20 protein-coding genes and 1 pseudogene are annotated in these 25,648 nt (G+C 56.2%); 3 read left to right on the top strand and 18 right to left on the bottom strand.

Features of this window, described 5'->3' with window-relative positions:
• Nucleotides 1-23: 23 nt before the first annotated feature.
• The 18 genes and pseudogenes from F3J44_RS30230 to tssB form a co-directional block, all read right to left on the bottom strand.
• Entirely contained in the window at nt 24-248 is a 225-nt protein-coding gene (locus F3J44_RS30230) for a hypothetical protein (RefSeq protein WP_205299841.1), read from the bottom strand.
• A 235-nt stretch (nt 249-483) separates the two neighbouring features.
• Nucleotides 484-912: an SMI1/KNR4 family protein gene (locus F3J44_RS12275; protein ID WP_167272679.1), complete on the bottom strand. Its 429-nt coding sequence runs from the start codon at nt 910-912 to the stop codon at nt 484-486.
• Between the two features lie 1,293 nt (nt 913-2,205).
• The gene (locus F3J44_RS12265) at nt 2,206-2,742 is read right to left on the bottom strand and encodes an SUKH-4 family immunity protein (protein ID WP_240158329.1); all 537 of its coding nucleotides are present in this window, start codon (nt 2,740-2,742) and stop codon (nt 2,206-2,208) included.
• Nucleotides 2,743-2,805: 63 nt separating this feature from the next.
• Nucleotides 2,806-2,982: pseudogene (locus F3J44_RS30365) on the bottom strand (nucleic acid/nucleotide deaminase domain-containing protein); the annotation flags it as partial.
• A 118-nt stretch (nt 2,983-3,100) separates the two neighbouring features.
• Entirely contained in the window at nt 3,101-3,607 is a 507-nt protein-coding gene (locus F3J44_RS12260; protein ID WP_167272675.1) for an SMI1/KNR4 family protein, read from the bottom strand.
• Nucleotides 3,597-8,153, bottom strand: a complete 4,557-nt coding sequence (locus F3J44_RS12255) for an RHS repeat-associated core domain-containing protein (RefSeq protein WP_205299840.1) — start codon at nt 8,151-8,153, stop codon at nt 3,597-3,599. The genes F3J44_RS12260 and F3J44_RS12255 overlap by 11 nt, the downstream gene beginning before the upstream one ends.
• A gap of 114 nt (nt 8,154-8,267) precedes the next feature.
• Nucleotides 8,268-8,699 (bottom strand): DcrB-related protein, encoded by a 432-nt coding sequence (locus tag F3J44_RS12250; RefSeq protein WP_167064038.1) that lies wholly within the window; start codon nt 8,697-8,699, stop codon nt 8,268-8,270.
• Nucleotides 8,700-8,729: 30 nt separating this feature from the next.
• Nucleotides 8,730-10,715, bottom strand: coding sequence for a type VI secretion system Vgr family protein (locus tag F3J44_RS12245; protein WP_167272672.1), 1,986 nt, complete (start codon nt 10,713-10,715; stop codon nt 8,730-8,732).
• Nucleotides 10,716-10,790: 75 nt separating this feature from the next.
• Nucleotides 10,791-11,306 (bottom strand): Hcp family type VI secretion system effector, encoded by a 516-nt coding sequence (locus tag F3J44_RS12240; RefSeq protein WP_167272670.1) that lies wholly within the window; start codon nt 11,304-11,306, stop codon nt 10,791-10,793.
• A gap of 132 nt (nt 11,307-11,438) precedes the next feature.
• Complete coding sequence (icmH, locus tag F3J44_RS12235) at nt 11,439-12,302, bottom strand: type IVB secretion system protein IcmH/DotU (protein WP_167272668.1); 864 nt, start codon at nt 12,300-12,302, stop codon at nt 11,439-11,441.
• A 1-nt stretch (nt 12,303) separates the two neighbouring features.
• Complete coding sequence (gene tssK, locus F3J44_RS12230; RefSeq protein ID WP_167272664.1) at nt 12,304-13,641, bottom strand: type VI secretion system baseplate subunit TssK; 1,338 nt, start codon at nt 13,639-13,641, stop codon at nt 12,304-12,306.
• Nucleotides 13,642-13,687: 46 nt separating this feature from the next.
• Nucleotides 13,688-14,482, bottom strand: coding sequence for a type VI secretion system lipoprotein TssJ (gene tssJ / locus F3J44_RS12225; RefSeq protein WP_167272662.1), 795 nt, complete (start codon nt 14,480-14,482; stop codon nt 13,688-13,690).
• The gene (locus tag F3J44_RS12220; RefSeq protein WP_167272659.1) at nt 14,479-15,030 is read right to left on the bottom strand and encodes an FHA domain-containing protein; all 552 of its coding nucleotides are present in this window, start codon (nt 15,028-15,030) and stop codon (nt 14,479-14,481) included. The genes tssJ and F3J44_RS12220 overlap by 4 nt, the downstream gene beginning before the upstream one ends.
• The gene (tssG, locus tag F3J44_RS12215; RefSeq protein WP_167272656.1) at nt 15,027-15,662 is read right to left on the bottom strand and encodes a type VI secretion system baseplate subunit TssG; all 636 of its coding nucleotides are present in this window, start codon (nt 15,660-15,662) and stop codon (nt 15,027-15,029) included. Before tssG ends, F3J44_RS12220 begins: the two co-directional genes overlap by 4 nt.
• A complete protein-coding gene (gene tssF, locus F3J44_RS12210) occupies nt 15,626-17,392 on the bottom strand; it encodes a type VI secretion system baseplate subunit TssF (protein ID WP_167272653.1) in 1,767 nt (588 codons plus the stop codon). The genes tssG and tssF overlap by 37 nt, the downstream gene beginning before the upstream one ends.
• 3 nt (nt 17,393-17,395) lie before the next feature.
• Nucleotides 17,396-17,599 carry a type VI secretion system baseplate subunit TssE gene (tssE, locus tag F3J44_RS12205; protein WP_255456947.1) on the bottom strand — a complete coding sequence of 68 codons (204 nt, stop codon included), beginning with the start codon at nt 17,597-17,599 and terminating at the stop codon, nt 17,396-17,398.
• Nucleotides 17,596-19,020, bottom strand: a complete 1,425-nt coding sequence (gene tssC, locus F3J44_RS12200; protein ID WP_255456952.1) for a type VI secretion system contractile sheath large subunit — start codon at nt 19,018-19,020, stop codon at nt 17,596-17,598. The genes tssE and tssC overlap by 4 nt, the downstream gene beginning before the upstream one ends.
• Nucleotides 19,021-19,100: 80 nt before the next feature.
• Entirely contained in the window at nt 19,101-19,604 is a 504-nt protein-coding gene (gene tssB / locus F3J44_RS12195; RefSeq protein WP_167272647.1) for a type VI secretion system contractile sheath small subunit, read from the bottom strand.
• A gap of 343 nt (nt 19,605-19,947) precedes the next feature.
• Here tssB and vasI point away from each other — a divergent pair, with 343 nt between their 5' ends.
• From vasI to tssM, 3 genes are read left to right on the top strand one after another with little or no spacing between them, the layout of a single operon-like run.
• On the top strand, nt 19,948-20,574 hold the full coding sequence (gene vasI / locus F3J44_RS12190; protein WP_167272644.1) for a type VI secretion system-associated protein VasI: 627 nt from the start codon (nt 19,948-19,950) through the stop codon (nt 20,572-20,574).
• Nucleotides 20,562-22,013, top strand: a complete 1,452-nt coding sequence (gene tssA, locus F3J44_RS12185; RefSeq protein ID WP_167272641.1) for a type VI secretion system protein TssA — start codon at nt 20,562-20,564, stop codon at nt 22,011-22,013. The genes vasI and tssA overlap by 13 nt, the downstream gene beginning before the upstream one ends.
• An 8-nt stretch (nt 22,014-22,021) precedes the next feature.
• The gene (gene tssM / locus F3J44_RS12180) at nt 22,022-25,639 is read left to right on the top strand and encodes a type VI secretion system membrane subunit TssM (RefSeq protein WP_167272638.1); all 3,618 of its coding nucleotides are present in this window, start codon (nt 22,022-22,024) and stop codon (nt 25,637-25,639) included.
• Nucleotides 25,640-25,648 lie beyond the last annotated feature (9 nt).

Raw genomic sequence — 25,648 nt, 5'->3', positions numbered from 1 at the left:
TGGAACGCCTGCCGCAGGCGTGCTCAGTGGATGATTACGAAGCCTTGCTGCCGTGGAACTGCACGCCTCATTTGCATAGCTAAGCGCTCGCCCATCTTTGGATAGGTGGGGTTCATGGAGCGCTTACGGTCAACGCTGGCCGCTTCTTCCCGCAGGATGGTGAACTGGCTGCCCTTGTGAACCCTACAGTATTCAGCCTTGCCCACGAGGGGCTTAAAGCTGAAGCGCAAATCAGATTGGCTAGGCATAAAAGATCCTTGTCCGCTATCCAAGTGTAACTAAATCTCTGAACGCTTCACGATGATGCTGGTGATGGGGAAACACGCTTAATAGCGTGCTTCTTATCTTAAATTAAATGAAAATTAAAGAGTGTGGTTTAGTGCTATCAAGAATGCCTACTGTTAGAATCGTAGGTAAATATGGAGCTGAAATAATCGGCATTGAATTTTATTCTTTGTGTTTATTTTGTGATTGTTTTTTATTTTACGGAAATGATTTTTGTAAAAGCTCTTCTAGTGAGTTGTGCATTTTTTCTACTTCTCCGGTTTCGTGAAGATATATGATGATGTGGCCTTTTTGATTAATAAGTATTGGATTTCCTGCTCCGTCACCTGAGATGACGCAAGACTGCATTAACTCATCCGTCAGGTTGTCGGAGTATGCGTTTCGGAATGATTTTGTTAACTCTGTTACTGTCTCGTCTCCTATTAATTCGCCGTTGTTGAATGCATGTATTTCGATGCCGCCAAATGCGCCGCCGAAGATTTTTATAAAATCAATGTACTGTGGGTCAAATATTATCCCTAGCTCTAACTCTGCATCAAATATTTCTTTATCTGATGCTGGGGATCCATGTAAGTCGTTGTCTGGCATTATTAGGCTTGAAATTTTTTCTAATAGTTGTTTGTTCATTGGTGATATCTCCCGGTGATTGTGCTGGTTGTTGATGGTGCTTTGCTTCTGCGCGCTAGTTCTTTGTTGGCTTGATAGGCCAGGGATTCTCGTTTCCATATGTTGAATTCATGCCTGTTATTTATTCCTCTGCACTTCTGATTCCCATGAGGGTGTAGTTCGCTATATTTATTTTTGTGGTGCTTTTCTGGCATGCCTATAATTGAGCCTTCCGCACGCTGCTTGTAGTGATGTAATATATTTTTCCAGTTTTGTCTCTAGGGCTATACCATATGAGGTGGATTCGGGGACGTTAAGAAAGCTGATTTTTTAAGCTTTGAATCTGTAACGTGACTTAAATCCGCATACCTCGTAACCTCTAAGGTGAGGCCTCTGCTGTCAATGAATATTATTGGTGCGAGACCCAGGGGATCAATCCAACTCTCCGGATTCGGTACAAATTGATATAGATCGAGTCCGCCTACCAAGTGCGTGCTCTGGTCAACGCCGGCCGCTTCTTCCTGCAGGCTGGTGAACTGGCTGCCCTGGTGAACCACACGGCTTACGCGCCAATGCGCATTCAGGTCGTCACGAGGTTGACCCATAAGCGTGAAGCTCAGCCCAGGTTGCAGCCTGACGTCATCGCCCTGAACCTCGGCGTTACTCGCCGTTCTATGTTGGTTGAGATCGCAAATAAACTATGTAGACCAGTGCAGGTGATCTCCGATTAGAATTTTTTCAAGTTCTCCTGCTTCGCTATAAATGAAGTTGTAGGTTATTTGTGTATGCCAACTGGTCGCCATGATGGAGCTCTTGTATATTTTGTTTTGGCATGTTAAGTCTGTTCGGCTGCTCCAGTTGTAAGGGGGGCTTACAGTTAAGTAGTGCGTTGAGTTGTTATTATTCGTTATTTTTGTGATTGATAATAGCCTGTCCTCTATATGCGAATTAGTGAAGATCTGGCAGCTTAGGATTAAGTTGTCTGACTTTAGTCGTATAAGTTCGCCGAATTTGTTTGTGTCTTCGTGCGGTCGGCCTATTGAGATAATTGGTGCGTCGTTTTTGTCGAAGCCATACTTCATTAGTCTCTTTGACTTCAACTGGGCTTGAGTAGGGTTCGTAAGAGTCCGCGATTGTTTGTTTGATATATTGGGTATGAGGTTTTCGAATGGGGTTAACTCCAGTGATTCTCCCAGTGAGGATTGCCATTTAGTAACTTTTTGCTTGCATTCTTCGAATGCGAATTTAAGATGACTCTTTCGTAGAATGAATTCCTCGCTTAGTTCTGATATTTGCTTTTTCAGTTCGAGATCGTTATTGGTCATCATTTTTGGAATAGAGATTGATTTTCGAATCATCAAGAGGGAAGAAGTCTTCCTCCAATTCGTAGGTGCGTAGTGGCCAAAAGTTTTCTTCGCGCTCCATTGCCAAAGGGTCTTTTTCAGAGTAAGTGCTTATCAGTCTTGTGATTTTTGTTTCGAAGTCATTCGATTTTGCGTCGATCCTCTCATGAATTAAGTCAATGAATGAGTTGTTGAAATAAAGAAAATCTCCTATTGTCGAATTGCAAAATATAACTCCAATGGTGCCATCTTCTTTTGTCACGTATTTAATGTGGTGGTCTTCGGTGTCAATTCCGAAACAGCCAGAAAAATCATGTCCGAAGAAAATCATCGAGGCTCCTAATGTTCCGTTGATGCAAAGTTCGCTGTAGAACTCAAGCCCGCTATTTTTATATCTCTTGAGCAGGGGTAGTGTGTCGACCACTGCAGAGGAGATGTTGGTTGATCTAACTTGTTTGCTGGCAAGTGGCTTTTGAGTTTGTATGAGTGCGAGAGATATAGGGGTCATGGTGTTTTCTCTGCAAAAAGTTTTTTTGATATTTGATAGCGCGGACTGTAAGGCGCTACGACCTGAGGTACTGTATTGAAAGGAAAATGTATTTTTGGGCGAGTGTCGAATTACGAGTGAATTGCATCCTGGGCATGGACGTCGCTCGGAGTATATTTCATTAATAGTGATTCCTGATCTGTTTGCGTATTTTGCCAGAAGCTTCTCTTCAGAGTGAAGCCCCCCAGGTGTGTTTCGCATCTGGCGGCAACAGACATGATGCTGCTATGTCTGTTGATTGCCGCCTCGCATAGATGCGCTTGCTGCGGCCAGTATGGCAGGCCTGTAATGCAACGCGCCGCCTGCATCTTCAAGTTTTTCAGTGGGATGGTTCCCAGAACTTGGCACCCTCTTCCACGGTTATTCTCTCTATGAACTCCGATAATGAGTTCGCTGCTTTAATCCACTCATTTCTATGATCCAGAGGTGTGCAGACCAAAATTTCTCCATTTTCGGTTGTTATTAATAGTTCGGAATCGCCATAAAATCTGCCGAATACAAAGTCCTTTTCTAGTGTTTCATTGGTCCTGGTTTTTTGCAGGTTTTTAGTTTCGATGATGGTCTCTTCAGGGGTTAGGATCTCGATCCCCCATTGTCCGTATAGGCTGTCTTTAAATAGCTCGGATTTTTTACTCAGGCGCCATAGTGCTAGAAGTTCATCAGGAAATCCGTGTGTCAAATTAGAGATTTCTCTATCGCTGAGTCCGTCTGAAAAAATGCAGACGAGAGGGAATGGGCACTCGTTCTTGTAGTGGTGGGCTGTTTGCGGTGATAGCCACTTTGTTTTTAGTTTGTCAATCGTGATCTTTAGATTCTTATATTTCATTGTAATTTCGCCAGAATGCGTTGAAGAGTTCTTGGTGTGTCTTGCGTTGTACGGGTACTAAATTCCAGAAGGTGTTATCGCCTCCGTATTCCCTTGGCTTTATATGGTGGATGTCGTACTCTGCCCATCCGCCTCTTGGTGTTGCATAGCCACGATCATACCAGTCTTTGATAAATGCGCCACGTTCGGCTGCTCCCCACGAGGTGCGATCAGCAGCCGAGATCTTGCCGCCAATTTGGGTAGGAAATGGTATGCTGCGGCCAGTCCTGGGGTCAGTGACTTTTGGGTAAAGTCTAAGAGTCGCACGGAGGCGGACGACTAAGTTCGACATTGAAAATCTGGATTTAATGCAAGTTAGACCTAATGGATCGATCCAGTTTGTTGAGTTTGGAGCATATTTGTAGAGATTCAGTCCGCCTAGCAGGCCGAGTGGATCTGCTTGTGTGAAACACCCAATTGCAGGGTCGTAGAATCTGTAGGTGTTGAAGTGAAGCTTAATTTCACGATCAAAATATTGTCCTGGGTAACGTAAGTTTTGTTCTCTCGCTTGCCTTTCAGTCCTCCATTCGTCGCGTGAATCACCCCATCCGCAGAAATCACTTCGCCATGTAACATTGCCCTCTTCGTTTGTGAGCTGTTCTGGCAGGCCATTTTGGTTGGTGTGGAAGTACTCTAACTCTACAGCATTAGGCGTGTCGCTGATTCTGGCTATTGGTTCGTAGCTGCTTAAATTGGCAAAGACATACGAACTGATAAGGCCGTTCTGTACCTCTTGCAGCATGCGTAATCCCTGCCAATGGAATAAAGTCCGCCGCCCTGGTTCTGAGTGGTTTTTCTTATAAACCTCTTTGCTAATTCGCCTTCCTAGGGGGTCGTAGCGGAACACAATACGTTCGCGCTCACCCATGCGGCTCTGATCCACACAAACCAATCGTTGTTCTGTGTCGTACTTGAAATACTGCACCCAGTTGCTTCCAATTCTTTTCTCACACAATCGTCCAAATCGATCGTAGCGATATCGCTTGTCTTGGTAGACTAGAATACGGTTGTGCTTGACTAAGCCATTGAGCTTCGGTCCGTTGAATAAATTGCCAGCTTTGTCATACTTGAAATCCTCAACCTCTATCGCTTGCCTGTTGGGGCGAGACTGGTGAGTACTTTGCAGCTGTTCATTCGGGTCGTAGCCATAGCGGTTGCTGCCGGTGTAGCTTTTGCCTATGTGAGGCGAGCTATTAAAGTTGCCAATTGTCTTTTCAAGATGTGTAGCCTCATCAGTATTAATGCTGCCGATGCTGCGGCGTTGGGTCTGGGTAAATGCCTCGGTAATTAAGTTGTCGCGTAAGTCGTAACGGTAGCTCTTTTCGAGTAACGGAAGCTCTTCAACCGGGGCGTCGCGGTAGTGAATGGCCTTACCACTCAAACGTCCACTTTTGTCATAACGGGTGCGTGTAATCAGGCTGCCTTGGGTGCGCATGACCTCGTCATGCACAGCGTCACGCTCAAAGTCGCTGATGACCCGACCGTCCAGGTTGATCTGGTGCAGGTGCCCACTGCCGTAGTAGAGGTAATTGAGTTTCCGCTGATCTGGAAGCGTGAGGGTTTGCAGGTTGCCCAATTCGTCATAGCAGTATTGCAGTAGTCCGGCGCTGTTGGTTTCGCTCAGCAGTTGGCCCGCGGGGTCGTAGGTGTATTCAAGCTGCTGCTTTTCTCCCAGGTTATTGGTGAAGATGATGGCTAATAGATTATCGGCGGCGTCGTAGCTGTAGTCTGTAACACCATCCTCGGTTTGCTTGGTCAGCAGGCGGCCAACCGCATCGCGCTTGAAGTCGTGGCGGATGGAAGTCTGTCGCGTTGCTGGGGCATTATCGGACAGTGGTGCTTGTTCATGAGGGGAGGGCACATGGGTGAGGCTGGTGACCCCATCAAGCACGTCGTATTCATAAATGCGACCACTGCCATCCAGGTCTTGTTGCGCAATTAGGCGGTCCAGTTTGTCCCAACCAAAGCGATACGATTCATCGTTTTCGTTGGTGAGCTGTAGCAGCCGGCCATAGGCGTCATAGCGAAATTTTACGCTGTAGCCCATGGCGTCCAGCCGTTCGACCATGCGCCCACTGCGATCGTAGCGAAATTGCAGTTTCTTCTGCGCAGGATCGATGTAACGGGTCAGTTGGCCGGCGAGATCGACCTCATAGCGGTCGATGCGACCATCGGGGCGTTCACTTTCTACCAGATAGCCGCGAGCGTCATAGCGGAAGTGAGAGTGTTCGCCACGGGCATTGATGCTTTCGCTCAGGCGGCCATGTAAGTCGTAGTGGTACAGCGTCTGGTTGTTGCTGCAGTCGCGGTAGCTGAGCAACTGGCCACGGGTGTTCCAACCCAGGTGCTTGGTCTTTTCGAGGGCATCAGTGACGCGGATTACACGACCTTCCGGGCTGTATTGATATTGGGTCCTGCGGCCCAGTAAGTCCTGCTCCCATAGCAAATTGCCGTGAGTGTCATAGCCGTAGCGCTGGGTGCGCTTTGCGCCATCGGTGATTTGGACGGGTAGCGCCCAGTGGCGCAAGTAGTTGATCTGCTCACTGCGTCCTAGAGGGTCATGCGTTTCGATCAGGCGGCCGATATCATCGTAGCTGTAGCGCCATTCGCCTCCTTGCGGGTCGATACTCTTTAGTAGTTGTCCGGCGACTATCTCCTCTTGCCAACAGTTACCAAGCGGGTCGATGTACTTATACACCTCGTACATCGGTCCCCAGTAATAGCGGCTCTGTCGGCCGAGGCTGTCGATGACGAATGTTTCACCGTCCTCCAAGTTATATTCGAACCGGTATTCCTCGCCATCGCTTCCCCAGTGACGTATCACCCGCCACTCATGATCAGGTTGTTGCTCAAGCAAAGGAGGCAAGGAGTAGGGCGTTCCATCGGCGCGTTTAGGCGTTGGGCGCTTTGTGGGAATGCTAAACTTTTCCCACTCGTACTGGCGCACAGCGCCGCTAGCCAACTGATGACTGTTGAGATAGCCCTCGGTGTTGTAAGTAAAACGGCGGATTAGTTGACCAGTGGCATCAAGTACTTCATGCAACTGTCCGTTCTCGGTATACCGGTAGCTCACCAGTATTTCGTTGCGTTCTATGGCGAGTGGTTCGCTGTTCTTTAGAAAAGCTTGTGAAACCTTGTTGACTCGATTTGGGTGAAGCAGGTCATAGTGCAGTTGAGCAATGGTCTGGCCATAATCGTCGTACAAAACCTGCAATCGACCCTGGTCGTCATACAGTAGATCTATGACGTTGAGGTTGCGGTCACCGAGGCGTATCAGACGTGAGCGTTGTGGGTTGAAAGGATCGGTGTCAAAGACTTGATAGCGTCCTTCGTTGATGTCCTCGACGACGGTCTGACCGTCTTCCAACTGGAAGAACGCAAGGCCGTCCGTGACACTCACGAACGCATCGCCGGCGCCGAGGCGCCCTAGTTCCAAGCGGTTGCCTTCCTCGTCGATGTAGATCCACAGCTGCCCCCCTTGAGGATGTGGGACCCGGACCAGTTCCACCTCGTAGGGGACACTCCAGCCCATACCGAAGAGGCCGTCATGGCGTATATCATTGCTGTCGTAACTGCGCGCCCATTCGATTCCCAGCAAGCCCGGAAGGCTGAAGTCAACATCCTCAGGTCCACCGAGCACTTTGCTGCCAGTCGACACGATGACGGGATTTCCTTTAAAGACTTTGAACAGCGAGGGGGGGCATATGCTCTTCAATGGACGGGGACGGAACCTTATTCGTCGTGAAATGAGTATCCCTGCAATAATTCCCGTAAACATTGCAATCTTGCTTTTGCCATTGCGAATGTCACGAACCGTCGCCGTCCCGCCGCCAATTCGCACATTCGGCGACACTTTCTCATTTACATCGATAGTCGCATCACAGGTGGTCTTGTCACCGGATCGCGCTGCAGGCTGACCATTTATGAAAACCTTGTCCGATCCTTGGGCGATATAGTTGTCAGGCAGAGGTGGGTGGCGGCTGCATGAGATCAAATCTTTACTTCGGTCTTGCGCTCCAGGGTTCTTTGGTGTGGAGACGGGCGGGTTGAAGATGTCACGTATCGCCATGCCCAGTCCCAATACCGGCAACAAGTAGGGCGCCGCCGCCATTGCCATGGACCCCACATTTTCCAGGATGGAAGGTTCGGCTTGCTCGCCCTCGGCCGCTCCGCCTCCCGGTGGGCCCGTAATACCCGCTGCGCGGGCGGCAGGCTTGCTGTTGATGAACACGTTGCCTGACCCGCTCTCAATTTTTCCACAGGGATCGGGTGCGTCGACACTGTTGCCAAGCGCGTCGCAGAAGCTGGAGATGGCCTCTCCAATGGTCTGATCTTCGCCGACCGAAAGGGTGCTCGTTGCACCCACCGCTACGCCGGCGACGGCAGCGATGGCGAAGCCGGCTGCGCCGCCGGTCGCTACGGTACCTACAACGGCCAAACTGATGGCGGCGGCAACGGCAGCAGTTGCTGCTGCATAGATGGCGGCTTCGGCGATTGCGCTAAGCATTTCGGCGGCAAGCGACGGGTGTAGGATTGCATCGCCCTCACGGGCTGCATGGACGGTTTGCGCCATAGGTTTCAAGCTCTACGTGGTTAGAATGGAATTGGGAAGAAGAGGGGCTTAGGCAAATCGGAGCTTTTGTTTGATCCCGCGCCAGTGCTCGATATCGCTGTCACTCAAGGGGCCGGGCTTGCTGTAGTTGAGCACTAGCAAGCGTTGCTGATAGGGCACCAGGCAGGCTGCTTGGAGTTGGAAGTTGGGCTTGTCGCCAACCATGAATTGAATGGCCATTTCGCGAGCCTCCACGAACTGCTCTGCGCCTCCCAGTCGCGCGACCTGGGTGGCGGTGATGGTCATTGCCTTCGATTTTTTGCGAAGTATGTTCAGTTGCTCGTCAATGGCTTCGTCCAAGGTCTGGTTGTGTGTGACCGGGCTGCGAGCCACTACCAATGTCGTCCCTCGGTTGGCGAAGCGCAGCATGTTCAGTGTCAGGTCTTCGGGGGCTTCTTCGCCCAGATCGAGAAGCACATCGTGAGTCAGGTATTCAGTCATGCGCAGGAGTCCTTTCTGGAGTTTTTGTGGTTATTCGAAATGCCCATCCACGTCGGCCCTTAGCCCGCTGGCGTCGCGGCCGTTCGCAGTGGCGCCCGCTTGCCCACCCTCAGGGTTAAGATCCAGCTTCGCTGCGGGTGTATTGATCTGCCCGCTCTGCTGGCCGGTGAGGTTGAAGGTTTCGCAGGTGATGTTGAGAGTGCCGTTGGCATGCATTTCGATAAGTGTCTTGCCGCACTTGAGGCGTATCGTGTTGCCGGCTTCCACTTCGTAGTCGCCGGCAATCAGGTCGTTCTTGCCGCCGCCGACTTTCAGCGTGTCGTTCGCTTTCACTGCGCGTAGGCGGTTACGGCCGATGGCAATGGATTCGTCCTGCCCAATCTTTTGGATGCGGTCTACGCCAACCGTGAGGGATTGGTTGTTATTGACCTGCGTGTTCTGGTCTTTCTGGGCATGGATGAAGACTTCCTCTTTGCCCAGCTCGTCCTCAAACCGCAGCTCGTTGAAGCCATCGCCCTTGTGGGTCTGGCTTTTGATGGTCATGCGCGTCTTGTGGTCGGGCAGGTCGTAGGGCGGTAACTGGTTACCGCAATAGGTGCGCCCGGTAATCATCGGTTGGTCCGGGTCGCCGTTGACGTAGTGAATGATCACGTCCTGGCCAATGCGCGGTATGGCCATCGCGCCCCAACTGCCCCCGGCCCAGCCCTGCGACACCCGTACCCAGCACGAACTGAACTCGTTGTCCTTGCTCTCCCGGTCCCAAGGGAAACTAACCTTGACCCGACCCCATTCGTCGCAGTAGATCTCCTCACCCGGCGGGCCGACCACGGTGGCCATGTGCGGGCCGTCGACGTGGGGTTTTTCCAATGGGGCAGGGCGCCATTCGGTTCTGCCGGGAACAAGTTGGGCGGTTTGTTGGTAGCGCGTGCTCTGGTCAACGCCAGCCGCTTCTTCCTGCAGGCTGGTGAACTGGCTGCCTTTGTGAACCACGCTATTCACGCGCCAATGCGCATTCAGATCACCGCGTGGGTGGCCTGTCAGCGTGAAGCTGAGGCCAGGCTGCAGCCTAACGTCATCCCCTTCAACGTCAGCAAGGCGTACATCGTGGCGCAAGGCGGTGATGCGCGTTTCAGTGAATGGCTTGCCCACGACGTCGCGCTTGTAGCGGCCGGGGTAGTCGAAGCGTTCGTACTCGGTCGACTGATGCTCAAGGTAAGGGCCCGAAGCCCTGTGTTCCTGGCGATACGCTGGATGGGTGAAGGTGTAGTCGCGCTGAACCTGCCGCGAGGTGCGGACCTGCTCGCTGTAACGCAAGCGGCGTAGGCACGGCCTGGCCTGATCGCCGCCGCTGTTGGACAGGTACAGGACGGTATTGGGGTCGATCACTTCCCCGTCTTCGAAGAAACCCTCGTCTTCATCAACGCCCTTCACTGCCCCATGGCTGATCAGCCCCATGGACTGCACACGGTCGGTAATGATCAGCTTGTGCAGCTTTTCACTGTGTTCAAAGCGGTAGACGAAACCTTCCTCGGCCGCGAGGCGGGCGATGAAATCAAGGTCCGTTTCACCGGCCTGAACACAGAACTCGCGGACCTGATGGTTATCGATGGCGCGCAGTTCGTATTGCTGGATGCCTTGACGCTTGAGCATCAGCTCCAGAATCTGCGGTACGGTCTTTTGCTGGAAGATGCGCCAGTTCGAGCGCAGCCGGGCGCGCGCCAGGATTGGTTCGACCACGGCGTGATAGTAGGTGCGGTAAAAGCCACTTTCGCCCTGGCTGAAGCTACTGACCAAACCGTGCACGTAACGCACCGGCTTTTGGCCATTCCAGAGGGTGAACAACACCGGCTTGTCCAGCAACTCACCGAAGTTGATATCGGGCTCGAAACTGATCAATTCCAGTTCGAGAGTGAAGGGTGTGCTGATCGCTTCCTTGAGTTCAAACGACACCACTTCGAATTCAGCCCTGCCCACAAGGGGCTTAAAGCTGAAGCGCAAATCAGATTGGCTAGGCATAAAAGATCCTTGTCCGCCTTCTGAGTGTTCGAAGCGCCCAGGCAGGACCAGCCTGCCTGGGGCATTTCAGTAGGATCAGACGATCGGTTTACGCCAGTCGTCGGAGCCTTCGGTGCCTGCCACTACGTGGGTCCAGGAGATTTTGCGGTAGGACATGGCTACTTCGATCATCTGGGTGTAGTTCGCGTTGTCCTGGTTTTGGGCGTGCGGCAGGACCGTGTTGATATCGACGATGGTGGCGTCCTCCAACTTGGTGGTGAAGAAGTGTTCCTGCTTGCCTTCTACCGAAGTGCGGTACCAGTTGACCTCAACGGCCGGCAGCATTTCGCCGCTGGCCAGCGCCTGATACATCAGGGGCGTGGCCTTGTTCAGCGCGCTGGTGAAGATGAAAGGTTTGTGGACCCGCTGGCCGGCGGGTTGGCCGCTTTGCGGGTCGGTGGGTGTTTTGATCTGGTGCTTGATTTCCTGCACCAGAATCTCGTCTTCATGGCCCTCGACGAATACGTTGCCGACTGAGTCTGAGGTGAAGGCACCGGCAGTGATGTTGCCTTGGGTTTGGCCTTGGATCTTGATGTAAGCGGGTGTTGGCATGGCAGTTTCTCCTGCATCCATGTGGATAAAGCACGCACACCAAAGGCGGCGTGGCCATCGGGAACGATGGACTTGTCAACGAAGCGATCGCCCCGTTAATTCGTTGAATTCAGTTGTGCCGTTAAGGGCTTGTTACTGCTGCAAAATGCCGTTGAGCGACTGCAGCACCTCGGTGGTGATCAGGTGCAGGCGGTAGCTGTAGATGCCGTAAGCCGTGGCCATGGCAATGGCGGAAATCACCAAGGGGCTCCACCAGGGCCATTGCCGGTTCATGCGAAAGTTGCGCGGGGCAACATTGGTGTAGGGGTCGCAGACGGTTGTCGGCGTGGGCCCACGTAGCTCACGGATGACTCCGTGGAGTTGGTGAATGAGGGTGTTCAGGGTTTCTTCGCCCTTGGGCGCGAGGGCGTACTTGCCCTTCAGCCCCAGGCACAGGATGAAGTACATGAACTCCAGCACATCCTTGTACTGCCGGGGCTCTTGCATCAGGCGCGAGATCACGGTGAAGATCTTTTCGCCGCCGAAGGTTTCATCATGGAAGATGCTCAGCAGGGGCTCCTGGCTCCAGAGGCTGGTCTGGCCCCATGGCCGGTCCATCACGGCTTCATCGATGAACAGGCACAGGCCATAGGAATACGCCAGCAGTTGCGTGGCCTCATAACCATGCTGACGCATCTCTTGCTGGATGTTTTCAATCTGGGTGCGCAGCTGCTTGTGCACGTCCTCGATGTTGGGCAGCGTATCGAGGGTGCGTAGGCGCATCACCAGGCCAAACAGCGGTGCCGCCGCATCCAGCATGAGGTTGTTGTAGCCGCCCCGTAACTGGAAGTCCGGATCAGCGGGGTAGCCGTAGCGTTCATTCGATGTCTCTTCAAATTCTGGATCAGCGGTTTCACTATCAGTTTGTGAAAGCGCTTCCTGCCTCTGCTTTCTTATGCGCTGAATCGAAGTTACGACCGTTTCAGTGATATCTTCGTTGTTGTGATCGTTCGGCATCTCACTCACCCCTGATCGCCCAGAACTGCAGCTCAAGCCCTGGGAACTCCCCTGCGATATGAATCCCGAAACCGTTGGCCGTTTTCATGCAGGCCCAGGCCGGGTCGCGTCGATCAAGCTCGAAATAGCTGAAGCCTGCATGGAAGGGCAGGTCGCGCGGCGCCACGGGCAGCGGATGCAGCGCAATACCGGGCAGCTGCTTATGCACCATGTCATGCAAGGTCTCCAGGGACGTGACCTTGACTTTCTGCAAGAACAGCTGGCGCAATGTCGGCGGCGGCAGGTCCGCGCGCACCGCGAGAATGAAGTCCGCATCATCGATCAAGCGGCGGTCTTCGAGCGTTGTGGTCATCTCGCCGTAATCCAGCGCGTCCAGTGGCAGCGAAACAGCCCGCGGTTGCAGAACTGTGCCCAGGGCGCGGCGCAGGGTGTCTTGCAGGGGTTTGAAGGACGTGCGCAGCGCGGTGTGCTGATAGGCCGGGTACTCTGACGGCAGCCGGCTCTCGTCGGTGAAGGTCGCAAACTCGCCACAGGCCTGGCTCATGTGCAGGTACAACTGCTCAGGGTGTGTCTGCCCCTGCCTGGCCAAGTGCTGGAAGCACGGCCACCAGCGGTTCATGGCTTGCAGCAGGTTGAAGTCGCGGATATCGGCGATACCGGACTGGCCCGAGGCCCCTATCCGGCTGGCCAAATTGCGTGAGCGCTCGCGCAGGGTGTGGGTGATTTCTTCAAGGTAACGCTGAAGTGCTGGCACCGCCCGTACCGAGACGCTGGTCGGGTAGAACCCTTCGTCGAGCTGCAGGCTGCCATTGGGCCGGCGCTCCAGGATGCGTGCCATGGCAAGGCGAGTGTAAGCGCTGCTGTCGTCGGCCTTGCGTTTGAGCTGCAGGTTGGGCACGGCCAGGTCGACCTGCGCCAAGTCGCCATCGGCGCTATGGGTGTCCTTGATTTCCTGGGCCTGGGCGCTGTAGCGGAAGTTGGCGGCATTGTCAGGCCAGCTCACCTCCCGGCCTCCCTCGGTGCGTAGCGGCAGGCAGAGATAGACTTCGCTGTCCTTCGCACCGTCATCCTGGATTTCCAGCGGCGGCGGCGGTGGCAGATCGGCCGGAATATCGAACGCCGTGCCGTCCGGCATGATGCCGCGTGCGCGGGTGATGGCGATCTTGCCCAGGCTCAGGTATTCGTCGTTCAGTTGCAGCTCGCTAAAGCCATAGAAGGCGGCGTTCAGGCTGGCCAGGCGCTGATGCAGAGCCGCTTCGCTGGCCCGCGTGGCCTGCTGGAAATGCTGCGGTTTGACGAACAGGCCCTCGGGCCACAGGACGGGATTACGTGAACTCATGAGCGCTCCGTGTCAGCGTGAGTAAGTAAGAAGGGCTGGGTAACCATCAGTTTTCTTCCTTGAGCAGAACCTGCGTGTCGTGGAGCAATATCGACAAGATGATGTGCTGGCCGCGCGGTGGAATACGCAGTACCTGGCTCCAGGTCGCGTTTTCCTGGTTGCGGTAATCAGCGATCACCGCAACGAACCGGGTTTCGGGCTCGATGGCGGCAAAGGGAATGAACTTGAATTGCCCAGGGCGCAGTAGGTAGTCGTCATCGCGGATGTAAGTACTGCGCAACGCTTCGGCGGGGTCCTTGTCCAACAGGTGATAGACGCTGTTGCGTAATAACGAGTCGTCGCGCAGTTGCAGGATCTTGATGGCCATTGGCGTGGCAACCGGCTCGGTGGCCGCCGTGGTGTTGCGCGGCAACGTCAGCACTACATTCGAGTCTTCGTAGCGGCCGGGTGTGCTGTCCTCGAAGGGAGAGCGAACGCGCCCATCGGCCTCTTCCTCTGGCATCTCGACGGGCGGGATTGCCGGGAACTGCTCCTGTAGAAACTCGAACAGGCTTCCGACTTTTTCGGTCAGGGCGTAGGGGTCGCCTGCGCTCAAGCTGACCGCGTAGGGGTTGGGTTCCAAGCCTTCTTCTTGTTCGACCCCTGCATCCACACTGTTAGGGTTGCTGTTGAGTGTGGGGCTGGCGTTGATGCTGAAGGCGACTTCGGTAGGATGATCCTTGGGTGGCCCCACGGGTATCGAAGGGTTCATCGCCACTTGGCCCATTTTGCTCAGGGCGGTGCAGCCCGAGAGCCCGATAAGCGTCGCCACAAGGCCGACCACGAGTGAAGGGCGTGTCATGGGCGATCTCCTGCAATCAGGCGATCCAGCGGGTTCTGCTGCTTGGGCCCGTTCACCGCGTCCAGTGCTGCCATGGGATCGTTGCCCATACCCGGGTCGAAGACTGAGCAAATCTCAGCAACATTTGCTGTGGGCGTGGACAGCCAGCACTCTGCAGGTGCGCCCAGGATGAATTGGTCGAGTACCCGTGAGTCGGCCTTGAATAACGCCTCCAGCGAACGGGTATCATCTTGTGAGAGCTGGACCAATAGCCGACAAGCACCAACACGAAGCTGGTCACCCTCAAGCAAGCGTCTGGCCGATAGCGCCCCCAGCCTGCCGAGGTTGTCGTTCAGATAGGTGCGCTCGCAGCGGTCGATCACGCAGAAGCTGCCCTCGATCCAGCGGATCTCGCAATGGATCGGTGCCACGCCCTGCTCACGATCATTGATCAGCCACGTGGCTCCCGCACTGCCGACGGTGCCACCTGCACGATTGAATTCATGCCGGGCCGTGACGTTGTGCTGCACCTGCTTGAGGTTGGTGATGCTCAGGGTCAACGTGCTCATGAGCGCACCCGGAAGCTGACGACGGGGCTGATCTGGCCATGGCGGTCGTTGACGAAGCTGGTCCACCCCAAATGGGCGCCTTGGCTGGCGTGCAGGCAGAAGGGTGACAGCGCGTTTTGCTTCAGCCGTAGCTCCAGGTCGTAGGCCAACCCGAGCAGGGCAAAGATGTACTGGGAGAACCCATCGCTGGCACCCGGCTGGAAGCGAATGTAGTAGCGGTACTTGCGCCAGATGCGGTGTAGCAGGCTGAGCAGGTAGTGGTTGAAGAAGTCGAAAAAAGCCGGGCGCACGCCGACACCGTGCGCATGCTCGTACGCCACCTCCTCCAGGTAATACGTCGGCAGGGGCGAGTCAGTGCCGTGCAGCCCCATGAATGTGGTGCACACGCGATAGCGGCCTTCGGCCTCGGGCAAGCGTTCGGCTTTGTACACGTCGGAAACCGGAAAGGTCAGCCGTGGATCACAGGCCAGTCGCACCCGCAGCCGGGTGGCCTGGTCCGGCCATCGCGGTTCCAGGTTATCGCCATGCAAGCCGTGCAGGCGCTCCATCAACTGGTAGAAGTTGTACTGGTGCGCGTCAGCGAGCAGCTTGTCGGCTAGATCAGCGGTTGTTTGCCGGTCTGGATGGGCCATGTGTAGTGCTCGTTGTTGGTGGTATTGATCACTTCCAGTTGATGGAAGGAATTGATGCTGGCGTACAGGGCGAAGAAGTGCGCAAGCACGCAGCCGAACAGGTACAGGTCGCCTTCGCAAAGAAATGCAGCCTGGTCCAGCTTCAGCCGTGTGCGTAGCCCGCGAATGGGTTGGCCCTTGATCAGCCAATCCAGCGGTTCGGTGTGAACATCCCGGATGCCTTCGAGGCGCTTATGGGTAGTGCGTGCTTGCTGCAGGTCATGCAAGGCCACGAAGTCATAGGCACGAATGACCGCCTTCATCGGTTCGGAAGAAAGCAGCGACAGGTAGTTGAGTGACATGTTGGAAATGAGCGCCCACTGCAACTGGCCATCCAGCACCGGCCGATAGGGGCGAGTCGGTGCACACATGTTGGTGTAGGTGACCAGCGGCGGAGTGATTTCGGAGATCACATTGATGTCGTCGACGCCCAATGCCAGGGGTAGATCGCGGTTGGTGCAGGTCAGGTCGATGGACGCCGTTTCCAGCTCACCGGTGTAGGCGTTGGCATCGGCACGCACGAAAGCAATTCGGTGCGTGACACCATCACCGCGCAGGGACTCTTCAAGGGTGTAGCGGTAGTACAGCGCCGTGCGCCCTTGAGCATGCTCGATCTCGTGGGCGAACGATTCGAATGGGCGGAAGGTGCGCAGGTATTCACCAGTACTTCCATCCGTTGTCGTGCGGGTGCTGACCACTCGATCAACACTGAATATTTCATACGCATGCCTTTCTTTACCCCTTGGCGTGAGCTCAGAAGGGGCGTGCCGGTTGGAGAGGTCGATAGGTTCAGCGTTGTAGCTGAACAGGTTTACCGCCGGCGTGCAGAACAGGCTGAAGTCCGCCATGCCGATGCGCAACGAAGCAGGTAGCTGGCGGGTAAAATGAAGTTCAAGGCCCACCTGCTGGGCGGCTTGATCGGGCCAGGCCTTCTGCAGGCCGGTTACGCTGAAGAAGTGGAAACGCTTTGGAAATACGAAGTATTCCTGCAAGATCCGATAGCCATCGAAGACGTTCTGCGGGTAAGGCAGCAGCCCTTCGTCTGGGCTGAAGCCCGGGAAGACGATGCTGCTGGCTGGCAGCCGGCGCACCTCGCCGTTGATCGTCACTGCAACATGCTTGAGGTACTGAGCGATCCAGAGGTACAGCGTGCGAGCAGTTTCGGTATTGCCGCTCAGGTGGAAATCCAGGCTGGCACATCCCAGCGTATTCAACGGACGCTCGACCAGCGTGCGCAGGCCGACACGCACCACTGAACTGTCGAGCGTCTGGGTAGCGCTCACCGAATCGATCTTGAACGGATGGATCTCTACTGCCGTGCAGGTGCGAAACTCGCATGGCACGCCGTCCACGGGCTTTGAGAACAGCCGTGAACCTTTGGCAATGCGTTGCGATTGGCTGAGCGCTTGCTTGCGTGGCGTGAACTGGATGATCGTGGCGCTCGGCAGCGGCCGCAGGTAGTTGGGCCACAACAGCTGCAGCATGGGGTGCGTCAGCTCCGGCAAGTCATCCTCCAACTTGAGCCGCAGCTTGGCCGTCAGGAAGGCGAAGGCTTCCATCAGGCGTTGGACATCCGGGTCACTGCCGCCGTCGCCCAGTAAGCGGGCCAGTTGCGGGTTGTCCTTGGCAAAGTCGTTACCCAGTTCGTGCAGGTAACGCAGCTCTTCGCTGAATCGGTCCTTGAGTGACATGGGTCACCTCACTCTAGTGTGGCGGTTGTGCCCGTTGAAATCATGCAGGCCCAGCTCAGGGGCGCTTTGCGAGCAACCCTGGCGCGCGTTGAACAACGTTTCGAGGTGGCGCTTGATGGCGGCGAACGTGTGCGAAGCGTTCTCCTGGCGGGTCGGCTCCCTGCTGGCGGACGGATCCGCCATCAAGCGTTCAAAAAAGCCACTCATTGGGTATCAAGCCGGCCGACCAGGGAGATCTCGAAATTCGCGCCCATGTACTTGAAGTGCGGGCGCACCGCGAGCGATACCTGGTACCAGCCTGGATCGCCGGCAACCTCGGAAACCTCGACCTTCGCAGCACGCAGTGGGCGACGGCTGCGTACATCGGCCGAGGGGTTTTCCTGGTCGGCGATGTATTGCTTGATCCACTTGTTGAGCTCGGACTCCAGGTCCTTGCGCTCTTTCCAGCTGCCGATTTGTTCGCGCTGCAGCACCTTGATGTAGTGGGCCAGGCGGTTGACGATGAACAGGTAGGGCAGCTGGGTGCCCAGCTTGTAGTTGGTCTGGGCTTGCAAGCCTTCCGGGGTCTTGGGGAAATTTTTGGGCTTTTGCACCGAGTTGGCCGAGAAGAACGCCGCGTTGTCGCTGTCCTTGCGCATGGTCAGGGCAATGAAGCCCTCTTCGGCCAGTTCGAATTCCTTGCGGTCGGAAATCAGCACCTCGGTTGGAATCTTGGCCTGCAACTGGCCCAGTGCTTCGTACAGGTGTACCGGCAGGTCCTCGACGGCGCCGCCCGATTGCGGGCCAATGATGTTCGGGCACCACCGGTAACGAGCGAAACTGTCGTTGATGCAGCTGGCCAGCAGGAAGGCGGAGTTGCCCCACAGGTAGTTGTCGTGTCGTCCCGCGATATCCTCGAAGTAGCGATAGCTTTGGACCGGATTTTCCAGCGGATGATAGGCCGACCGGAGCATGAAACGCGGCCCGGTCAGCGCAGCGTGACGAGCATCTTCACTCTCGCGGAACGCACGCCACTTGGCATGCCGTGGGCCGGCGAAAATGTCTTTGATCTCCTTCAGGTTGGGCAGCTCTTCAAAGCTGCTCAAATTGAAGAAGTCGGGGGACGGGGCGGCGAGGAAGGGGGCGTGTGACATGGCACCGACGGAGGCCATATAGCTCAAAAGCTTGATGTCTGGAGAAGAGGGGCCGAAGTTGTAATTGCCTACCATGGCCGCCACCGGTTCACCACCGAATTGCCCATAACCTGCGGTGTAAACGTGCTTGTACATACCGCTGCAGGTAATGTCGGCCGCATTCTCGAAGTCATCGAGCAAGTCCTCTTTGCTGACATGCAAGACTTCAAGCTTGATGTTCTCGCGAAAGTCCGTGCGGTCCACCAGAAGTTTGAGGCTTCGCCAGGAAGACTCAAGCTGTTGGAAGTCGGGTTGATGCAGGATGGCATCCATTTGTTTACTGAGTGCCCGATCCAACTCGGCAATCATTTGATCAACACGGTGCTTGTTGATTAATTGATCTGGGTCAGGGCTTTTGAGGATCTCGGTAATAAAGGCCGATACGCCCTGCTTGGCGACTTGATAGCCCTCTTGGGCGGGCACCAACTTGGTTTCGGCCATAATCTGGTCGAGCAAGGTGGCATTGCCAATGGTATCGGTAGTGACTTCTGCAGTTAAGGTCGTGGTGGGCTTTGGCATAAGGACGCTCCGTTGTCTCAGTCTTCTTTGGGCGCTTCGAGCACCAGGTCCAGTTCCTGGGCGAGCTGCTTGCGGGCTTGCCCATCGTTCAGCAACTGCTGCAGGTGTTTGCGGAAGGTGGGCACGTTACCCAGGGGGCCCTTGAGGGCAACCAGGGCCTCGCGCAGCTCCAGCAACTTGTCCAGCTCGGGTACCTGGCGAGCGATGCGGTCGGGCCCGAAGTCGTTGATTGACTTGAGCTGCAGGCTGACAGCCAGCTGTGCGTCCGGGCCTGCGCCGAGCACGCAGGGCACCGTCATGTTTAGGCTGACTTGGGCGTCACTCAACACCTCGTTGAAGGTGTGTTTATCGATGCGCATGACCGGGCGGTCTTCAAGGGCGCGGCTGTCGTCCAGGCCAAAATCGCCGAGCACGAGCATTTTGTGCGGCAGCTCTACCTCGGCAGTTTCATCGCCGGTGGCAGGGACGTATTTGATGTTGATGCGCTCTTTGGGCGCGACGGAACCAGTGCGTGAGGACATCGCAAAGTATCTCCTGAGTTATAGGGCCAATCCGTGGCCATGCGATTAAAGTTGCGGGCTGCTTTTGTAGGAAATTTCCCTGATTTGTGTAGTCGGTATAAACACGCTTGTGTATGGTTTAAATATGACCAATTGGTCTTGAATGACTTCCTTTTAAAAACCATGCGCTTGACGGAGTTGCTTCGTCGAGCAAGAAAATGTAAGGAAATATTTGTTTGTGGCTCATGGTTTTTATGGGGTAGGCTTTCGCTGACTTGTACCTAAGATAGGGATCGCTAGTGGGCGCTGTTAAGCCCGTTGGTTGGATGGGGCATATGTACTATTGCGTAGGGATTCGCTTGCGATGAAGGGACGAAATGCTTTCGCTTTAAGTCTTCTGCTGTTTGGCGTATCAATAGCGGGCTATGCCGATCCGAATTGCTTGCGGATCGTGTCTAACTTGGAACGCCTGGCGTGTTTTGACAAATCAGCCGGGACGCCAGCGCACCTTGTGCCCGTGCAGTGGTCCGCCCCAGAGCAGGACTCACTCACAGTGCGGCGCGTCATGACCCATGAAGCGGGGCGGGCGGTGGATGACCTGGCGTTCCGCCTCCGGTCCGAAGGCGATGGGCTGATGATCTCTGCACCAGCAATTGCCTCGGTCGCCCCACATCCCTACTTGGTGATCAGCTGCGTGCAGCACATCTCCAGGTTGCAATTGGTCACCGCCAAAGCCCTGGATGCCAACCGTGTACAGGTCCGATTGCGTGGCGATCGGGCCGCCACCGTATCCACGCCCTGGCAAGTAACGGAGAACGGTCAGGTGCTGGACGCTGGCCGAGGCCTGCCAGGGATTGAACAAATCAAACGACTGATCGGGGCCCATCGCATTCAGGTCGAGAGCGACAACCCTGCCGTTGATGGTTTGATCTTCGACGCTCGGGGCCTGGACCCACTCATTGATGAGGCGCGAAAGACATGTCGCTGGTAGCCGAGGTCAACGCGCAGGAAATTGCCCGGCTGCTCGCGCCCATCGATGCGCAGGCCCCCGCCGGCCTGTTCGATGTTGAGGATGAAACCTACCAGGCCATTGATCAGGAAATGGTCAAGTTGGGAGGGCTGCAGGAGGCCTCGATCGACTGGGCTTACATCGAGGAAGCGTCGCGTCAGTACCTGGGCCAGCAGTGCAAGCACTTGCGCATCGTTGCGCACCTCAGTGCGGCATGGCTTCGCGGTCGATGCTGGGAGCGCTGGGGTTTTACCTTGGCACTGCTGGGCGGCGTGGTTGAACGGTACTGGGAAAGCTCACACCCGAAACCCGGCCCAAAGGGCTTCCTGGGCAAGCGAAAACTGATTGGTCTGATACTGGGCCGTTTGATTGAAGCACTGCCACGTCTGGATCGCTTCACCTACAGCCCCGCTCACGCCGCGGCGGCCTTGGAAGCGTTGCAAAGGCTGCAACAGCAGCAAGCTGTTGCGCAACTGGATGAAGCGCTCGTGGGCGAACTTGAGCGCGTGCTTGGCAAATACACGCAGCTTGCCAACGGCGTGGGCGAGCCAGACGCCGCCGAGGCCTCTGCGGCGAACATCAAGCCTGCGCGCTTGGCCGAGGTCATTGCCACACCAATGCCCCGCGTGTCGTTAGGCAACGAACGTGAATCGAGACGGGCCGTGCTGGCCATGGCCGAGATGATCAATCAGCAAGACCCCTACGACCCGACAGGCTACCAGTTGCGCCGTTTTGGCTTGTGGGCCCATATCCAGGCAGCGCCTCAAACCAAGCAAGGCAACCGCACGGAGCTGATGGCGGTACCACTGGATATCGCCAGCGATTATGAAGAGGCCATTGCCGGCACCGCGATCGACGTGGCGTTGCTCCAGCGGATCGAAAAGAGCATGACGGCTTGCCCCTTCTGGATACGCGGCAGCTTCCTCGCGGCCACGGCGGCGACGCGGTTGGCAATGGGGGAGGTGGCTGAGGCAATTCGCGCGGCGACTGCCCGGTTCGTCCAGCGCCTGCCCGCGCTGCAGCAGTTGTGTTTCAGCGACGGCAGGGCGTTTCTGGACGATCAAAGCCTGGCCTGGCTCAGGGGGGCAGGTGGGCAATCCCAAGCCGACGACGCCCATGAGTTCGTGAGCCTGCGCGAAGAATTGGTCAGTCAGTTGGAAACCGGGGGTGTAGAGCCGGTTTTGCTCAAATTACAGGCCATGCAGGCGGATTTTCGTGCGCCTCGTGAGCGTTGCCATACCACCGTCATCGCAGCCGATCTACTGGCCGCACGCGGCGTCTCCTGGCTGGCCCAGGACCTGTGCGCCAACGTCGCCCGGACCATGCAGCAAACCACGGCCAGTGCTTGGGAGCCGGAGGTGTTTCAACGGCTGCAACAGTACGCCTCTCCCCATGCGTTGTCTGATCAGAACAAGGACTAGTACCCTCCATGAATCCACTATGGAAGCAATTCAAACGTTGGGGTTTGCCCCTGGTGACTCGGGTCGGCATGGCCATGCCGCTGCTGCTTGTGCTGGGGACCGTGCTGCTGCTGGTCGCCATCTGGTGGCTTGGGCCACAGTGGACGTGGCGTGAACAGCAACCGCTGGCCAGCATGGCGCATCGCAGTTTGGCCAGCCTGGTGCTCATGTTCGTGCCGCTGCTGTGCTGGATGGTTGTGCTGCGCAGGCGCTATGTTCGCCTGCAGGCAGAGCGCCAGCAGGCAGTGGCCGCTGAACTGGACAGTGTATTGCCGTTGGTCCGAGCACAAGAGAAGGCCTTGGACCAAGGGCTAACGCGATTTCTTGACAGTGCAGGAGGGCGACGTGCCTTGTACCGATTGCCCTGGTACTTGGTGATAGGCGACCAGCATGCCGGCAAGTCCAGCTTCATCGACCGCACGGAACAAAGCTTTTCGCTGACCCGGATCGACAAGGCCCAAGCACGGGGCAGGCAGGCACAGGCACTGGCCTTCCCAATAGGCTGGTGGGTCAGCAACGATGCGGTAATCATCGATCCACCAGGGGCCTTCATCAGGCAGGAGTCGATGGCAGGCTCACCCCCCGACGAAGCAGACTCACGGCAAGTGCCACCTGAAACCCCAGCCAGGCTGTGGCAGCACTTGTTGGACTGGCTATTGCGCAACCGCAGCCAGAGAGCCCTCAACGGCGTGATACTGGTTGTTGACCTACCCGCACTGCTGCATGGTACGCCTGAGCAGCGCGTTGCCCTGGCGCATGTGTTGCGCACCCGTCTGTACGAGGTCAGTAGTCAGCTGGGTTCGCGGCTGCCGCTGTATGTGGTGTTGACCAAGTTCGATCTTCTGGACGGCTTCGACCAGCTCTATGCTGGCCTTTCCGTTGCCATGCGGGAAAAAATGCTCGGATTTACGTTCAAGCTGGATGCGATCGGCACGTTCGACGCTTGGCTGGAGGAGTATGGCGAGCATTACGAACAGTTGATTAGCCAGTTGTTTGAGCAGGTGGTGGACCGGCTCGGTGCGTTGGGCAGCGCTCCCCAGCGCGCACGCCTGCTCTCACTGCATGCCCAGTTGATCGGTTTGCGCCCGATACTACTGGGGTTCTTGAAAGAAGCGCTGGGAAGTGACCGCTACACCACACCGGCATTGGTACGAGGTGTGTACTGGTCCTCGGTTATCCAGCAAGGTGACATGTTCAATGCGTTCGTGCGTGAGGCAGCGCAGCCCTACAAGATGAAGCTCCCTGTGCTTGAGGGCAAGGCGCAAGGCAAGGCGTTGACGTACTTCATCCAGCACGCATTCGGCCGGGTCATCTATAAGGAAGCTGGTCTTGCCGGGGACAACATCAAGGTGGCGCGCAGTAAGCGCCAGTTGTTCTGGGTTGGCGGTGGGGTAGGCATCCTCGCTTTTTGTGTCTCGATCGCCAGCTGGCAACGCTACTTCGATATCAATGGCGCCAAGGCCGCCAACGTGCTCGCTAAAAGCAGGGAGTACAGCCATCACGAAGTGGATCAGCGCCTGGACCCGACCGGGCGCAACCTGCTGGAGCCGTTGGACCAGATCCGTGATGCGGTATCGGTGTTTGGCGACTATCGCGCTGCATGGCCCGGCGTTTCCGATTTTGGCCTGTATCAGGGGCGTGCCATCGGCCCACGTGTCGATGAAGCCTACCTCAGCTTGCTCTCCAAGCGATTCTTGCCGGCCTTGGCCAGTGGCGTGATCGACGCCATGGATGCCGCGCCGCCAGGCAGTGAACAGCAAATGGCAGCCCTCAGGGTCTACCGCATGCTGGAAGACCGCCAGAACCGGCGCCCAGAGTGGGTTGAAGACTGGATGGCTCGCCAATGGCAACAGAAATTTCCCGGCCAGGGCCAACTGCAACGCGACCTCATGCGGCACCTGAAGTACGCCCTGGCCTATGCCGATACCGACCTGCCTCAGTACAGCCAACGCATCGCCGCGGTGCAGGAGGCTTTGCGCAAGGTGCCACTACCCGAGCGGGTTTATGCTGGCCTCAAGCAGCAGGCGGGGGAACAGTTGCACACCGGGCTGAACTTGCGTCATCAGGTCGGGCCGGCCTTCGATGTGGTCTATCAGCCTTCCACGGGTGCCAGCAAAGGCGATGATGTGCGCTTAGCGCCGATGCTCACCGCCAAAGGCTTCAAGGAATACTTCGAGCCACGCAGCCAGAGCTTCGCGGATATGGCGATGATCGACCAATGGGCGTTGGGCGAGCGGAGCCAGCTCGATTACTCGGATGCCGACCGAGCGGCCCTGAGCGAACGGCTGCGTAACCTGTACAGCGCCGATTACATCGACAGCTGGCGGCGTGCCCTGAACGCTTTCACCGTGGCTGACTTCCGCGATCTGGATCACGGTATCGCGATCCTGCAGCAGTTGACTGGGCCTGCGGCGCCCCTGCATCGGTTACTCGATACGGTGAGGGATAACACGTCGCTCTCATCGGCTGGCGTTGTCGAGCCTGCAGATGAAACCAAGGCAGCGCTGCCACCCAGCAGCAAGCCTGAGCAACAGCAGGCGTGGACGATTCAACGGGCCTTTGCAGGGCTGAGCGCCATGCTGCAGGCAGCGCCAGACAAACCCAGCTACTACGATGAAACGCTGGCTGCGATCACGGCCGTGCACGACTATGCCAAGGCGGTGCAAGACAGCCCAGACCGAGGCAAGGCCGCACTGCAGGCCGTGCACCAGCGTTTCTCAATGACCGGGCATGACCCCATCGGTACCTTGCAGCGGGTAGCTACAGGCTTGCCTGAACCGATCAATCGCCAGGTCAGAAAAGTAGCCGATCAAACGGCGCAGGTGCTGAACGTTGAAGCGCTCCGAGAACTGGAGCGGCGCTGGGACGCCGAAGTGTATAGCTTCTTCCAGCAGCGTTTGGCGGGCCGTTACCCTTTCGTGGTGCGGGCGCCCGATGCCTCACTGGACGACTTTGAAGCGTTCTTCGGGCCGAAGGGCCGGCTACAACAATTCAATGATCAATACCTCAAGGTGTTTCTCAAGGACAACCTTGAGGCGCTGCAGGCGGGGCAGGGAGGTCAGTCTCTGATTCGCAGCGATGTGATCGACCAATTGGCGCTGGCAGACCGAATCCGCGAAACCTTTTTTGATCATCGGGGCAACCTGAGCGTGCAATTCAGTATTGAGCCGTTGGGGCTGAGCGCGAACCAGCGCACCAGCCTGCTGGACCTGGACGGTCAATTAATTTCCTACACCCATGGCCCGAGCCAGATCACCGGTGTTGTTTGGCCTAATACGCTGGGGCAGCAGGTGCGCAGCAACCTGACCTTGCTCCGTCAAAACGGAAATAGCAGCAGCCTGGAGTACCGCGGCCCCTGGTCGATGTTCCGCTTGCTCAGCCGCGGCTCGCTCAATGGGCGCACCGCCACCAGTGTGGACCTGAGCTTCAGGACCGGGGATGGCGTGATGCGTTACCGGTTGAGTGCGGAAAAGGCCTTCAACCCGATTACCCAGGAGCCCTTCAAAGGTTTCCGGTTGCCGCGAGGGCTGCTGCAACAGCCATCCAGGATGGCTCAGGCCGGACAGTGGGGTGCACCTGTCATGTGAGCAGAAGGG

The sequence above is a fragment of the Pantoea sp. Tr-811 genome, from assembly GCF_011752535.1.
Taxonomy (GTDB): Bacteria; Pseudomonadota; Gammaproteobacteria; order Pseudomonadales; family Pseudomonadaceae; genus Aquipseudomonas.
This window is presented reverse-complemented; position numbering and strand designations above follow the sequence as displayed.